Annotated in this window: 13 protein-coding genes; 10 read left to right on the top strand and 3 right to left on the bottom strand. The window is 64.8% G+C overall.

What is annotated here, in order from left to right:
- Positions 1–55: 55 nt before the first annotated feature.
- On the bottom strand, positions 56–547 hold the full coding sequence (purE, locus tag ACODS0_RS07270) for a 5-(carboxyamino)imidazole ribonucleotide mutase (RefSeq protein WP_488833922.1): 492 nt from the start codon (positions 545–547) through the stop codon (positions 56–58).
- A 157-nt stretch (positions 548–704) separates the two neighbouring features.
- Between purE and trxA the strand changes: the two genes are divergently transcribed.
- On the top strand, positions 705–1,613 hold the full coding sequence (trxA, locus tag ACODS0_RS07265) for a thioredoxin (RefSeq protein WP_121508284.1): 909 nt from the start codon (positions 705–707) through the stop codon (positions 1,611–1,613).
- Positions 1,614–1,689: 76 nt separating this feature from the next.
- On the opposite strand, the gene ACODS0_RS07260 is transcribed toward trxA, so the two are convergent.
- Positions 1,690–2,610, bottom strand: a complete 921-nt coding sequence (locus ACODS0_RS07260; protein WP_121508285.1) for a phosphoribosylaminoimidazolesuccinocarboxamide synthase — start codon at positions 2,608–2,610, stop codon at positions 1,690–1,692.
- 271 nt (positions 2,611–2,881) lie between these two features.
- Here ACODS0_RS07260 and ACODS0_RS07255 point away from each other — a divergent pair, with 271 nt between their 5' ends.
- The 4 genes from ACODS0_RS07255 (at position 2,882) to hprK (ending at position 6,255) form a co-directional block, all read left to right on the top strand.
- Complete coding sequence (locus ACODS0_RS07255) at positions 2,882–4,108, top strand: MFS transporter (protein ID WP_426305484.1); 1,227 nt, start codon at positions 2,882–2,884, stop codon at positions 4,106–4,108.
- Between the two features lie 238 nt (positions 4,109–4,346).
- Positions 4,347–4,682 (top strand): ribosome hibernation-promoting factor, HPF/YfiA family, encoded by a 336-nt coding sequence (hpf, locus tag ACODS0_RS07250; RefSeq protein WP_010464246.1) that lies wholly within the window; start codon positions 4,347–4,349, stop codon positions 4,680–4,682.
- Positions 4,683–4,795: 113 nt separating this feature from the next.
- Positions 4,796–5,263 carry a PTS sugar transporter subunit IIA gene (locus tag ACODS0_RS07245; protein WP_055395439.1) on the top strand — a complete coding sequence of 156 codons (468 nt, stop codon included), beginning with the start codon at positions 4,796–4,798 and terminating at the stop codon, positions 5,261–5,263.
- A 35-nt stretch (positions 5,264–5,298) separates the two neighbouring features.
- On the top strand, positions 5,299–6,255 hold the full coding sequence (gene hprK, locus ACODS0_RS07240; RefSeq protein WP_055395437.1) for an HPr(Ser) kinase/phosphatase: 957 nt from the start codon (positions 5,299–5,301) through the stop codon (positions 6,253–6,255).
- Positions 6,256–6,429: 174 nt separating this feature from the next.
- Here the strand turns inward: hprK and fur are convergent, their stop codons facing one another.
- On the bottom strand, positions 6,430–6,846 hold the full coding sequence (gene fur, locus ACODS0_RS07235) for a ferric iron uptake transcriptional regulator (protein WP_055395436.1): 417 nt from the start codon (positions 6,844–6,846) through the stop codon (positions 6,430–6,432).
- 89 nt (positions 6,847–6,935) lie between these two features.
- On the opposite strand from fur, the gene ACODS0_RS07230 reads away from it, so the two are divergent.
- The 5 genes from ACODS0_RS07230 (at position 6,936) to leuS (ending at position 12,622) form a co-directional block, all read left to right on the top strand.
- Positions 6,936–7,496 (top strand): outer membrane protein assembly factor BamE, encoded by a 561-nt coding sequence (locus ACODS0_RS07230; RefSeq protein WP_055395435.1) that lies wholly within the window; start codon positions 6,936–6,938, stop codon positions 7,494–7,496.
- Between the two features lie 81 nt (positions 7,497–7,577).
- Entirely contained in the window at positions 7,578–8,423 is an 846-nt protein-coding gene (gene dapB, locus ACODS0_RS07225; RefSeq protein ID WP_121421477.1) for a 4-hydroxy-tetrahydrodipicolinate reductase, read from the top strand.
- Positions 8,424–8,555: 132 nt separating this feature from the next.
- Complete coding sequence (locus ACODS0_RS07220) at positions 8,556–9,347, top strand: MotA/TolQ/ExbB proton channel family protein (RefSeq protein WP_121421476.1); 792 nt, start codon at positions 8,556–8,558, stop codon at positions 9,345–9,347.
- Positions 9,344–9,793: an ExbD/TolR family protein gene (locus ACODS0_RS07215; protein ID WP_176887395.1), complete on the top strand. Its 450-nt coding sequence runs from the start codon at positions 9,344–9,346 to the stop codon at positions 9,791–9,793. The genes ACODS0_RS07220 and ACODS0_RS07215 overlap by 4 nt, the downstream gene beginning before the upstream one ends.
- A 135-nt stretch (positions 9,794–9,928) precedes the next feature.
- Positions 9,929–12,622, top strand: coding sequence for a leucine--tRNA ligase (gene leuS, locus ACODS0_RS07210; protein WP_488833915.1), 2,694 nt, complete (start codon positions 9,929–9,931; stop codon positions 12,620–12,622).
- The last annotated feature ends 3 nt before the right edge of the window (positions 12,623–12,625 follow it).

Here is a 12,625-nt window from a genome sequence, read left to right as displayed (position 1 = left end):
AGCGGCCCCCTCGGGGGGCAGCGACCCGCGCAGCGGTGGAGCGTGGGGGTCGTGTTCATGCGGGCGGCAAGGTCATGTTGCGGGCCACTTCCGTCTGCTCGGCACGGAATGCTTCCAGGCGCTGGCGCAGTTCGGGGCTTTCGTTGGCCAGCAGGGCCACGGCGAACAGGGCCGCATTGGCAGCGCCCGCCGTGCCGATCGCGAACGTGGCCACGGGGATGCCCTTGGGCATCTGCACGATGCTGTGCAGCGAATCCACACCCTGCAGGTGGCGGCTGGCCACGGGCACGCCCAGCACGGGCACGGTGGTCTTGGCGGCAATCATGCCGGGGAGATGGGCGGCGCCACCGGCGCCCGCGATGATGGCTTTGAGGCCCCGGCCCGCGGCGGCCTCGGCGTAGGCAAACATGTCGTCGGGCATGCGGTGGGCCGAGACCACGCGGACCTCGTGCGCGATGCCGAACTGTTCAAGAATCTGCACTGCATGCTGCATGGTGTCCCAGTCGCTGCTGGAACCCATGACCACGCCGATCTGGATGGGTTTCATGGTGTGGAGGGCGCTGGCGGGCAGGTTGCGCCTGCTCTGCCGCTGTAGGTGGAACCCGCGATTTTACTTTTTGCGCCTCCCTTCCCGGCATGGGGCTGTTTCGATGGGCCAAAATAGCGCGCAAACCGCTCCACAGGCCCCTGGCCTCCACACCGCCATGATTGACGTCACCGTAGAAAATTTTGAAGCCGAGGTGGTTGCTGCCTCGATGAACGTGCCCGTGCTGGTGGACTTCTGGGCGCCCTGGTGTGGCCCCTGCAAGTCGCTGGGGCCGGTGCTGGAAAAGCTGGAGACCGACTACGCGGGCCGCTTCAAGCTGGTCAAGATCGATTCGGACCAGGAGCAGCAGCTGGCGGGCATGTTCGGCATCCGCAGCATTCCCACCTGCGTGCTGCTCATGAATGGGCAGCCCGTGGATGGCTTCATGGGCGCCCTGCCCGAAGGCCAGGTGCGCGCCTTCCTGGACAAGCACATCCCCACCGCCGAAGAACTGGTGGCGGAAATCGAGGAAGAGGAAGCCCAGGACGCCCTGGCCGAAGGCGACACCAGTACCGCGCTGGAGAAGCTGCAGCACGCCGTGGTGACCGATCCTTCCAATGACGACGCGCGCTTCGACTACGTCAAGCTGCTGCTGCAGTTGCGTCGCGAGGACGACGCCAAGGTCGCCTTTGCCCCCGTCATCGCCAAGGCCGCAGCCTCGCGCAAGCTGGGTGCATTGAAAGCCTGGATGGATGCTATTGATTTCGTAGCTTCTAACGCTTATGGGGAAAGCGCTGGTGCCGATTTTGATGCAAAAATCGCCGCCAACAAGCGCGACTTTGACACCCGCTACGCCCGCGCCCGCTGGCTCATGGCCGACCAGCGCTGGACGGACGCCATGGACGAACTGCTCGAAATCCTCATGCGCGACAAGGCCTGGGGCGAAGAGGCCGCCCGCAAGACCTATGTGGCCATCCTTGAAATCATCGAGCCGCCCAAGGTGAAGGTGGCCGACGGCCAGATCCCGCCCGACGACCCGGTGGTGGCGACTTACCGCCGCCGTTTGTCGAGCGTGGTGCTCAGTTGAGCTGAGCGGGGTTCACCCCACCAAAAAGAAAAGGCCCGGGAAGGGCCTTTGCTTTTGTACAGAACAGACGGAGGCGTCAGGCCGTCAGCCGCTCCAGCGCTTCACGGTACTTGGCGGCGGTCTTTTCGATCACTTCGCGCGGCAGGCGGGGGGCGGGCGCGGTCTTGTCCCAGGGCTTGCCGTTCACCTGGGCTTGCTCCAGCCAGTCGCGCACAAATTGTTTGTCGTAGCTCGGTGGGTTCTGGCCAGCGGCCAGGGCGGCCTCGTAGCCTTCCACGGGCCAGTAGCGCGAGCTGTCGGGCGTGAGCACTTCGTCCATCAGCACCAGCGTGCCATCGGGCGCCAGGCCAAACTCGAATTTCGTGTCGGCAATGATCATGCCTTTGGCGAGCGCGATGTCGGCAGCAGCCTTGTAGATCGCAATGCTCAGGTCGCGGATGCGGGTGGCGAGCTGAAGGCCAATCATCTCCACCGTGCGCTCGAACGTGATGTTTTCATCGTGCTCGCCCGCAGCGGCCTTGGCGGCCGGGGTGTAGATGGGCTCGGGCAGCTTGGCGGCGTTGGTCAGCCCTTCCGGCAGGGGCACCCCGCACACCGCGCGTGATTCCTGGTATTCCTTCCAGCCGCTGCCGGCCAGGTAGCCGCGCACCACGGCTTCGACTGGAATGGGCTGCAGCCGCTGCACCAGCATGGACCGGCCACGGATCTGCGGGGCTTCTTCCGGAGACACCACACTTTCCGGCGCGTCGCCCGTCAGGTGGTTGGGGCAGATATCCCCGAGCTTGTCGAACCAGAACAGCGCCATCTGCGTGAGCAACTCGCCCTTGCCCGGGATGGGCTCGCCCATGATCACGTCAAAGGCCGACAGGCGGTCGCTGGCCACCATCAGGATGCGGTCGTCGCCCACGGCGTAGTTGTCGCGCACCTTGCCGCGTGCCAGCAGGGGCAGCGATGTCAGGGCGGAGGTGTGCAGGGCGTTGGAGCTGGGCTGGGTCATGGTGTCGGTGTGGGCGATCGATGTGCGCTGCAGGCAGGCCGCAAAACGGGGAGTGAAGCGCGGGAGCTGGTGAAGTCTTCAAGTGCGTGCGCGCAACCTTTGGATTTTACGCGCGGGTCTGACGCGTGTCTGCGGCAAGGGCTCGGTGGGGGCTTGGCAGGGGCATGTACCGGCGTGCATGAGGGCGCTAGTGCGGACCTGCGCGCTCGGTGAGCTTGCGGCACACTGTGTGGCCCTGAATCTGACAGCGCCACCTTTGGCCGCGCCCCCTGTGCCCTCCACCTCTGCGCTCACTCCCCGCCGCGAACTTTGGCTGCTGCTCACCCTGGCGGGCATTCAGTTCACCCACATCCTTGACTTCATGATCATGATGCCGCTGGGGCCTCGGTTCACGCAGCTGTTTTCCATCAGCGACGCGCAGTTCGGGCTGCTGGTATCGGCCTACACGCTCTCGGCCGGGGTATCGGGGTTGCTGGCCTCCACCTACATCGACCGGTTCGGGCGCAAGCGGCTGCTGCTGGTCCTCTACGTCCTGTTTGGGCTGGCCACACTGGCCTGTGGCGTGGCGCCCACCTACGGCACGCTCATGGTGGCGCGCGTTTTGGCGGGGGCATTCGGGGGTGTCTTGTCGGCCCTGTCGCAAACCATCGTGGCTGACGTGATCCCGTTCGAGCGGCGCGGCCGTGCGATGGGCATCGTGATGACCTCGTTCTCGGTATCGACCGTGGCCGGTGTTCCGCTGGGGCTGATCCTTGCCGAGGTGGGCGGCTGGAACATGCCGTTCATTGCGATTGCCGCGATGGTGGGGCTGCTGGCCGTGCTGGCGGCGCGCACCATGCCGGCGATGACGGCCCATGTGCAGGCGGCCAGCGGACGAACGGCGCTGGGCGGCATCGGACAAGTGCTTGTCGACCCGAACCATCGCTGGGCGTTCCTGTTCTCCGCGTTGCTCATGTTTACAGGTTTTACGGTGATTCCCTACATCACCATCTACATGCAGACCAATGCTGGTGTGCGGGCCGACCAGATTCCGGTGGCCTACCTGTGTGGAGGTGTCGCGACCCTGTTCACCGCGCGCCTGTTTGGCCGGTTGACGGACCTGCGCGGCAAGGTGCGAACCTTTCGCTGGCTGGCCCTGGCTGCGGCGCCCTGCCTGTTGGGCATCACGCTGGTGCAGGGGCTGCCGCTGTGGGGCGTTCTGGCGGTGTCCACCCTGATGTTTGCCTTTGTGAGCGGCCGGATGATTCCCGGCATGGCCATCGTGGCCTCTGCGGCGCAGGCACCGCTGCGCGGTACCTTCATGACCTTGAACGCATCGGTGCAGTCTGCGGCCATGGGGGCGGCGTCTTTGGTGGGCGGGATGCTGATCAGCCGCGACGCGCAAGGACTGGTGCAGAACTACTGGATGGCGGCGCTGGTGGGTATTGCCGCGAGCCTGCTGTCGATGGTGGTGGCAGGGCGGTTGACGCTGCATGGTGCAGCGCCTTCGGCACGCTGAGCAACTGCCGACTGGCGGGGCGTGTGCTCCCCGGCAACTCAGCCATTGTGCGCGCTTTTTGGGGGGCTTGGCACCTTGGCGGGCATAACCCAGCGGGTCGGGGCGGAATGGGATTGCTTTTCAGGAAGGGCGGGGGCATAGTGACTTCACGTCAACGGGATGCATCCAAGTTCGCCGGGCCGCTCCTCTGATCCAGGGCGGCGCTTCTTCCACAGAGAGTGTTACAGGAGACTTATTTATGAACCTGACGATCAGCGGTCACCACCTCGAAGTTACCCCAGCCTTGCGCAACTACGTCACCACCAAGCTGGACCGGATCACCCGCCATTTTGACCAAGTTGTCGACGTCAAGGTACTGCTGACGGTAGAGAAGCAAAAGGAGAAGGAAAAGCGGCAGCGAGCGGAATGCAATATCCATGTGAAGGGCAACGACCTGTTTGCCGAAAGCTCCCACGCCGACCTGTATGCTGCCGTGGATGAACTGGTCGACAAGATGGACCGTCAGGTGGTGCGCCACAAGGATCGCCTGCAGGACCACCACCACGAAGCCGCCAAGCGCGAACTGCACGCTTGATGCGCCAGCCCTGAGCCTGGCACAGCAGCCGCCCCTTTCGGGCGGTTTTTTTGTTGCCCACAGCGCCGCGCTCAGGGTTTTCGCCAATATGTGCATAATTGTTACCCTTGACCATGAACCGACTCGCCTCCATCCTGCCCTCCGCTCAAGTGCTTGTGAGCGTTGACGCCACCAGCAAGAAGCGTGCTTTTGAAGAAGCGGGTCTGCTGTTCGAGAGCCAGCACGGTCTCTCGCGCGCGTTGATCACCGACAGCCTCTTTGCGCGTGAACGCCTGGGCTCCACCGGTCTGGGCCATGGCGTGGCCATTCCCCACGGGCGCATCAAGGGCCTCAAGGCACCGATGGCTGCCGTGTTCCAGCTGCTGAACCCCATCGGGTTCGATGCGCCAGACGAATTGCCTGTGGGCCTGCTGATTTTTCTGCTGGTGCCTGAAGCCGCCACACAGAAGCACCTCGAAATCCTCTCCGAGATTGCCGAACTGCTCAGCGATTCGGCCCTGCGTGAACGGCTCAAGGCCTGCACCGATGCTGCCGAACTGCACGGCATGATTGCTGGCTGGCAGTCCACGCAAACGGCTTGAGCCTGTCTGGCGCTGCGCACTTTCGCTGATTCGCCGTGAAGCCCAATGTTGTCAGCGCCGATGTTCTGTTTGAGGAATTTCGCGGCCCCCTGAAGTGGGAGTGGGTGGCCGGGCTGGGCGCTTCCGAGCGGCGCTTTGACGAAGTGGCCGTGCGGTCCGCGCGCTCCGGGGCCGATCTGGTCGGCTACCTCAATTACATCCATCCCTACCGCGTCCAGATCCTGGGCGAGCGCGAGATTGCCTATCTGAGCAGCGCGTCTCCCGACGATTGCAAGCGTCGCATTGCCCGCATCGTGACGCTGGAGCCGCCCGTGCTGGTGCTGGCCGACGACCAGACCGCCCCCGATGCGCTGGTGTCGATGTGCGAACGCGCGCAGATCCCGATGTTCTCCACGCACGAGTCCTCGGCGTTTGTGATCGACGTGCTGCGTGCCTACCTGTCCAAGCACTTTGCCGACCGCACCACCATGCACGGCGTGTTCATGGACATTCTTGGCCTGGGGGTGCTGATCACCGGCGAATCTGGCCTGGGGAAAAGCGAGCTGGGCCTGGAGCTGATTTCGCGCGGCAACGGCCTGGTGGCCGACGACGCGGTGGACCTGTACCGCATCAACCAGACCACCATCGAGGGCAAGTGCCCCGATCTGCTGCAGAACCTGCTGGAAGTGCGCGGCATCGGTCTGCTCGATATCCGTGCCATCTTTGGCGAGACGGCGGTGCGCCGCAAGATGCGTCTCAAACTCATCGTGCACCTTGTGCGCAAGGAGACCCTGGAGCGCGACTACGAGCGCCTGCCCTACGAGCCACTCACGCAAGACGTGCTGGGCGTGCCAGTGCTCAAGGTGGTGATCCAGGTGGTGGCTGGCCGCAACATCGCCGTGCTGGTCGAAGCCGCCGTGCGCAACACCATCCTGCAACTGCGCGGCATTGATACGTACCAGGAATTTGTGGAGCGCCATCGCCGCGCCATGGAGCGCGATACAGGCGGCTAGTATGCTGCGTATTTGATAGCTGCCGGCGCTTGGCAGGCAGGCGCTACAGCCAATTTAGGTTCAGATGCTGCGAAACTGGCGCGCGCCAATACCAGTGCACCCGTGGAACCGGCTTCGCCGGGCCACTGGGTGCGTCCCCCTCGGGGGAAGGCGCCGAAGGCGACTCAGGGGGGCTTACTTGCTAGCGCAGGCAGCGCACTGGCCATACAGGGCCATGGTGTGGTCCTGCACCAGCCAGCCCTTGGCCTTGGCCACGGCCTGCTGGCGTTTTTCAATCTCGGGGTCGTAGAACTCCTCCACCTTGCCGCACGACGTGCAGATGAAGTGGTCGTGGTGCTGCCCTTCGTTGAGTTCGTACACCGCCTTGCCGCTCTCGAAATTGCTGCGGATCAGGATGCTGGCCTGCTCGAACTGCGTGAGCACGCGGTAGACCGTGGCCAAGCCAATGTCCGAACGCTCTTCCAGGAGCACGCGGAACACATCTTCGGCCGTCATGTGGCGTTGCTCGCCTTTCTGGAAGATCTCCAGAATCTTCAGGCGGGGCAGCGTGGCCTTGAGTCCCGTGCTTTTGAGTTCGTCGATGTTGGTCATGGCATGGTCTTTCGGGATGCGGGCCTCGGCCTCAAGGTCAGAAGGCCTGCCGCTACAATGGGGCGATCATATCCTCAGCCCTTTTACCCATGCCCGTCAAAGCCCGTTGCAGCGCCCGTCTGGGCCTGGTCCTTTTGGTCGGTGCCAGCGTGGCCGCCCTGGCCGGTTGCAGTAGCCTGGATGGTGCCAGTACCCGCATTGCCAGCATTGTCACTCCCTACAAAATCGATGTGGTGCAGGGCAATTTTGTGTCGCGCGAGCAGGTCGAGGCGCTCCAGCCCGGCATGAGCCGCCAGCAGGTGCGTGAAATCCTCGGTACGCCGCTGGTCACCAGCCTGTTCCATGCAGACCGCTGGGAATACGTGTTCACGCTCAAGCGCCCCGGTGAAGAAGCCCAGACCCGCAAGCTGACCGTGTATTTCAAGGGCGATGGGCTGGACCGCTCCGAAGGCGACCCCATGCCCACAGAGACCGAGTTCGTGGCCACACTGGGCTCGCGTGGCTCCAAAAGCAAGGTGCCCGTGCTGGAGGCCACACCGGAGCAACTGGCCCGCTACCCTGCGTCGCAACGGCCATCTGCCTCCCCGACAGCGCCCCCGCTGGAGCCTGCTTCTGTCAGCTACCCGCCGCTGGAAGCCCCAGCACGCTGATTTTCGCGATCTGGCCGGTGGGGCAACGGGTAGGTCGATGCCCGCCTCACTTCAAAGCCAACGACAACGTACAGGACACTCATGACAGGGACCCCTTCGCCTGCCCCCGCATCCACGCCCTCGCGCCCCCTCCGTGTTGCCGTTGCCGGTGCATCCGGTCGCATGGGCCGCATGCTGATCGAGGCCCTTCGCGCCAGTGACGACTGTGTGCTGGCAGGCGCGCTGGACGTGCCGTCCAGCCCCGGCATCGGTTCGGATGCCACCGCGTTTCTGGGCCATGCCAGCGGTGTTGCCATCACGGCCGACATTGCTGCGGGCCTGAAAAACGCCGACGTTCTGATTGATTTCACACGCCCTGAGGGCACCCTGGCCCACCTGGCCGTGTGCTGCGAACTCGGGGTAAAAGCCGTGGTGGGTACCACGGGCTTCACCGATGCGCAGAAGGCCGAGATTGCCGTCTTTGCCCAGCGTACCGCCATCGTCATGGCGCCCAACATGAGCGTGGGCGTGAACGTCACCCTCAAGCTGCTGCAGATGGCGGCCAAGGCCATGGCCACGGGCTACGATATCGAGATCATCGAAGCCCACCATCGCCACAAGGTGGACGCGCCCTCGGGCACCGCGCTCAAGATGGGCGAGGTGATTGCCGACGCCATGGGGCGCGACCTCAAGGAATGTGGCGTGTACGCCCGCGAAGGTGTGACCGGCGAGCGCGACCCGTCGAGCATCGGTTTCGCCACCATCCGGGGTGGTGACATCGTGGGCGATCACACCGTGCTGTTCGCGGGCATCGGCGAGCGCATCGAGATCACGCACAAGTCTTCCAGCCGCTCCACCTACGCACAGGGCAGCCTGCGGGCGGTGCGGTTCCTCGCTGGGCACAAGACGGGCATGTTCGACATGTTCGACGTGCTCGGTCTGCAATGAGAAACCCCCTGAGATGCTTCGCATCTTCCCCCTGCAGTGGAACGCCACCCGTGGCCTGGCGAAGCCAGTTCCACGGTGGCACTGGCCTCGGGCGCGCCAGTTGCGGGCGATGCGCCAAATAACGAGGTATTGATGGACGCGCTTCACTGGTGGCGCCAGGGCGACGCCGTCACGCAGGGTGCCGCACTGGTGCTCCTGGCCATGTCGGTGGCAAGCTGGGTGGTCATCGTCTGGAAGCTGCGGCTCATGCGCCAGGCCAGTGCCGATGTGGCCCGCTGCACTGCGGCGTTCTGGCAGGCGCCATCCATGGAGGTTGCAGCACAACGTTTGCAGTCTTTTGACCGCGCTGCGCTGGTCTTGCCTCTGGTGGTTGCTGCAAATTCAATAGCAAATCATTCTCTGCCCGATGCCCCGGCCTCGCTGGCCAGCGCGGGCAGCCTGTCTCAGCGGTTGACCCGGGTGCTGCGCGATGCCCTGCATGGCGTGCTGGGGCGCCTGCAGTTTGGCCAGGTGCTGCTGGCCACGGTGGGCTCCACCGCGCCGTTCGTGGGGCTGCTGGGCACCGTGTGGGGCATCTACCATGCGCTGACGGCCATGGCGGGCGCGGGCCAGATCACCATCGACCGCGTCTCCGGCCCCGTGGGCGAGGCCCTGGTCATGACGGCGGCCGGGCTGGCCGTGGCCATCCCCGCCGTGCTGGCCTACAACGTGTTTGGGCGGCTGATCGGTCGCATCGAGGCGGACCTGGAAGGGTTTGCGCGCGACCTGCGCGAACTGGTCATTGACACGGCGGCACTCCAGAGTTTGGCAGGCACCACAGAAGGTCTGAGCAATGCGAGCCGACCCGCCGCCGGGCCGCCCCAAGGCGGGTCCGCCCCCATGGGGGGCAGCGAACCACGCGCAGCGGGGAGCGTGGGGGCATGAGTTTCGGCAGACTCGAACGCACCACCGGGCCACAGCCCATGAGCGACATCAACATGACGCCGCTGGTCGATGTGATGCTGGTGCTGGTGGTCATCTTCATCCTCACGGCACCGCTGCTGGCCAGTTCCATCCGGCTCGACCTGCCACGCTCCGAGGGCGCCACGCCCGGTAGTGCGCCGCAGTTCGTTACCCTTGTGGTCGATGCGTCGGGCCAAGCCTTTCTGGACGACCAGCCGCTGTCGCAGAGCGCGTTGGCTGAGCGCCTGCGCCGCATCGGCGCCGAACGGCCCGACACCGAAATCCAGCTGCGCGCTGACGCCGCAGTGCCCTACGGGCGCGTGGTCGAGGTCATGGGCGCAGCGCATCTGGCCGGGCTGCAGCGCATCGGCTTTGTGGCCGAGCCACCGGCCGCAGGCGCTCCGTCTGCCCCTGCCAAGGCCCCCTGAAACCGCCGTGCGCTGCCGTGCCAGCCGTTCTGCGCAGGCCGCTGGCGGCGCCAGGCGCGGAAGGTGGGGCCTGACAGCCTAAAATCTGCGCAGCGCGGCCCTGCGGCTGCACCTCCCTCTCACCCCCGAGCCCCCATGCAAGACAAATACTCTCCCCAAGACGTCGAGCGCGCCGCCCACGGCCACTGGACCGCCACCGATGCCTACCGCGTGACGGAAGACGCCAACAAGAAGAAGTTCTACGCCTGCTCGATGCTGCCGTACCCCAGCGGCAAGCTGCACATGGGCCACGTGCGCAACTACACCATCAACGACATGCTCACGCGCTACCTGCGCATGAACGGCCACAACGTGCTGATGCCCATGGGCTGGGACGCGTTCGGCCTGCCCGCCGAGAACGCGGCGCTGAAGAATGGTGTGCCCCCTGCCAAGTGGACGTACGAAAACATCGCGTACATGAAAAAGCAGATGCAGGCCATGGGCCTGGCCATCGACTGGAGCCGCGAAGTGGCCACCTGCGACCCCACTTATTACAAGTGGAACCAGTGGCTGTTTTTGAAGATGCTGGAAAAGGGCATCGCTTACCGCAAGACCCAGGTCGTGAACTGGGACCCGGTGGACCAGACCGTGCTGGCCAACGAGCAGGTGATTGACGGCAAGGGCTGGCGCACGGGTGCGGTGGTCGAAAAGCGCGAGATCCCCGGCTACTACCTCAAGATCACCGAATACGCCGAAGAGCTGCTGGACTTCGTCACCGGCGACAAGCTGCCCGGCTGGCCCGAGCGCGTGAAGCTGATGCAGGAAAACTGGATCGGCAAGTCAGAGGGCGTGCGCTTCGCCTTCCCGCACGACATCGCGGGCGACGACGGTGCACTGATCGGCGACGGCAAGATGTACGTGTTCACCACGCGCGCCGACACCATCATGGGCGTGACCTTCTGCGCCGTGGCGCCCGAGCACCCGCTGGCCACCCATGCCGCCAAAACCAACCCTGCACTGAAAGCCTTCATCGAAGAGTGCAAGAGCGGCGGCACGACCGAGGCCGAACTGGCCACGCAAGAGAAGAAGGGCGTGCCCACGGGCCTGTACGTCACCCACCCGCTGACTGAAGAGAAGGTCGAGGTCTGGGTCGGTAACTATGTGCTCATGGGCTACGGCGACGGGGCCGTGATGGGCGTGCCCGCGCACGACGAGCGCGACTTTGCGTTTGCCCTCAAGTACGGCATCGAGATCAAGCAGGTCGTGCTGGTCGATGGCGAGCACTTTGACTACCACCAGTGGAATGACTGGTACGGCGACAAGCAACGTGGCGTGACCATCAACTCCGACAGCTTCAGCGGCCTGTCGTACAAGGAAGCCGTAAACGCCGTGGCCCATGCGCTGGAGCAGAAGGGCCTGGGCGAGAAGAAGACCACCTGGCGCCTGCGCGACTGGGGCGTGAGCCGCCAGCGCTACTGGGGCACGCCGATCCCCATCATTCACTGCGACGAGCACGGCGCTGTACCCGTGCCGGAAAAAGACCTGCCCGTGGTGCTGCCGCAAGACTGCATCCCCGACGGCTCGGGCAACCCGCTGCACAAGCACGAAGGCTTCCACGCGGGCGTGACCTGCCCCGTGTGCGGCAAGCCTGCCCGCCGCGAGACGGACACCATGGACACGTTCGTGGATAGCTCGTGGTACTTCATGCGGTACTGCGACCCGAAGAACACCGATGCGATGGTGGCTGGTGGCGCGGATTACTGGATGCCGATGGACCAGTACATCGGCGGCATCGAGCACGCCATCCTGCACCTGCTGTACGCCCGCTTCTGGACCAAGGTCATGCGCGACCTGGGCCTGGTGAAAGTGGACGAGCCCTTCACCAAGCTGCTCACGCAAGGCATGGTGCTCAACCACATCTACAGCCGCCGCACCGCCAAGGGCGGCAAGGACTACTTCTGGCCGCACGACGTGGAGCACGTGCTGGACGAAGGCGGCAAGATCATCGGCGCCAAGCTGAAGAACGAAGCCACCAGCGGCGACGGCCTGTTGCCCGTGGGCACGCCCATCGACTACGAGGGCGTGGGCACCATGTCCAAGTCCAAGAACAACGGCGTGGACCCGCAGGACCTGATCGAGAAGTACGGCGCCGACACCGCCCGCCTGTACACCATGTTCACCGCCCCGCCCGAAGCCACGCTGGAGTGGAACGACGCGGCGGTGGAAGGCAGCTACCGCTTCCTGCGCCGGGTGTGGAACTTCGGCCTCAAGCTGTCTGCTATGGATATGGGAGCTGCAAGCGCAAGCGTAGCAAGCGCCAGCAGCCTGAAAGATGTGGAATTCGGCAAAGAAGCCAAGGCCCTGCGCCTGGAGATCCACACCGTGCTCAAGCAGGTGGACTACGACTACCAGCGCATGCAGTACAACACCGTAGTCTCCGGCGCGATGAAGATGATCAACGCGCTCGAAGACTTCAAGGCCACCGACTCGGCTGGTGCTCAGGTGGCGCTGATCGAAGGCTTTGGCATCCTGCTGCGCTGCCTGTACCCGGCCACCCCCCACATTGCGCACAGCCTCTGGAGCGGCCTGGGTTACGCGGCCGAACTGGGCGACCTGCTGGATGCACCCTGGCCCCAGGTCGATGCGAACGCGCTGGTGCAGGACGAGATCGAGCTCATGCTGCAGGTCAACGGCAAGCTGCGCGGCTCCATCCATGTGCCCGCACAGGCCGACAAGGCCGAGATCGAACGCATTGCCCTGGCCAGCGAGGCGTTTGTGGCCCAGGCTGCAGGCGCTGCGCCCAAGCGCGTCATTGTGGTGCCTGGCCGCCTCGTGAACGTGGTGGTATAGCCC

This window comes from Acidovorax sp. FG60 (assembly GCF_057808995.1).
This window is presented reverse-complemented; position numbering and strand designations above follow the sequence as displayed.

Coding starts and splice junctions, on each gene's coding strand:
- purE (WP_488833922.1), bottom strand. CDS start 547: ATGAAACCCATCCAGATCGGCGTGGTCATGGGTTCCAGCAGCGACTGG.
- trxA (WP_121508284.1), top strand. CDS start 705: ATGATTGACGTCACCGTAGAAAATTTTGAAGCCGAGGTGGTTGCTGCC.
- ACODS0_RS07260 (WP_121508285.1), bottom strand. CDS start 2,610: ATGACCCAGCCCAGCTCCAACGCCCTGCACACCTCCGCCCTGACATCG.
- hpf (WP_010464246.1), top strand. CDS start 4,347: ATGAACCTGACGATCAGCGGTCACCACCTCGAAGTTACCCCAGCCTTG.
- ACODS0_RS07245 (WP_055395439.1), top strand. CDS start 4,796: ATGAACCGACTCGCCTCCATCCTGCCCTCCGCTCAAGTGCTTGTGAGC.
- fur (WP_055395436.1), bottom strand. CDS start 6,846: ATGACCAACATCGACGAACTCAAAAGCACGGGACTCAAGGCCACGCTG.
- ACODS0_RS07230 (WP_055395435.1), top strand. CDS start 6,936: ATGCCCGTCAAAGCCCGTTGCAGCGCCCGTCTGGGCCTGGTCCTTTTG.
- dapB (WP_121421477.1), top strand. CDS start 7,578: ATGACAGGGACCCCTTCGCCTGCCCCCGCATCCACGCCCTCGCGCCCC.
- ACODS0_RS07220 (WP_121421476.1), top strand. CDS start 8,556: ATGGACGCGCTTCACTGGTGGCGCCAGGGCGACGCCGTCACGCAGGGT.
- ACODS0_RS07215 (WP_176887395.1), top strand. CDS start 9,344: ATGAGTTTCGGCAGACTCGAACGCACCACCGGGCCACAGCCCATGAGC.
- leuS (WP_488833915.1), top strand. CDS start 9,929: ATGCAAGACAAATACTCTCCCCAAGACGTCGAGCGCGCCGCCCACGGC.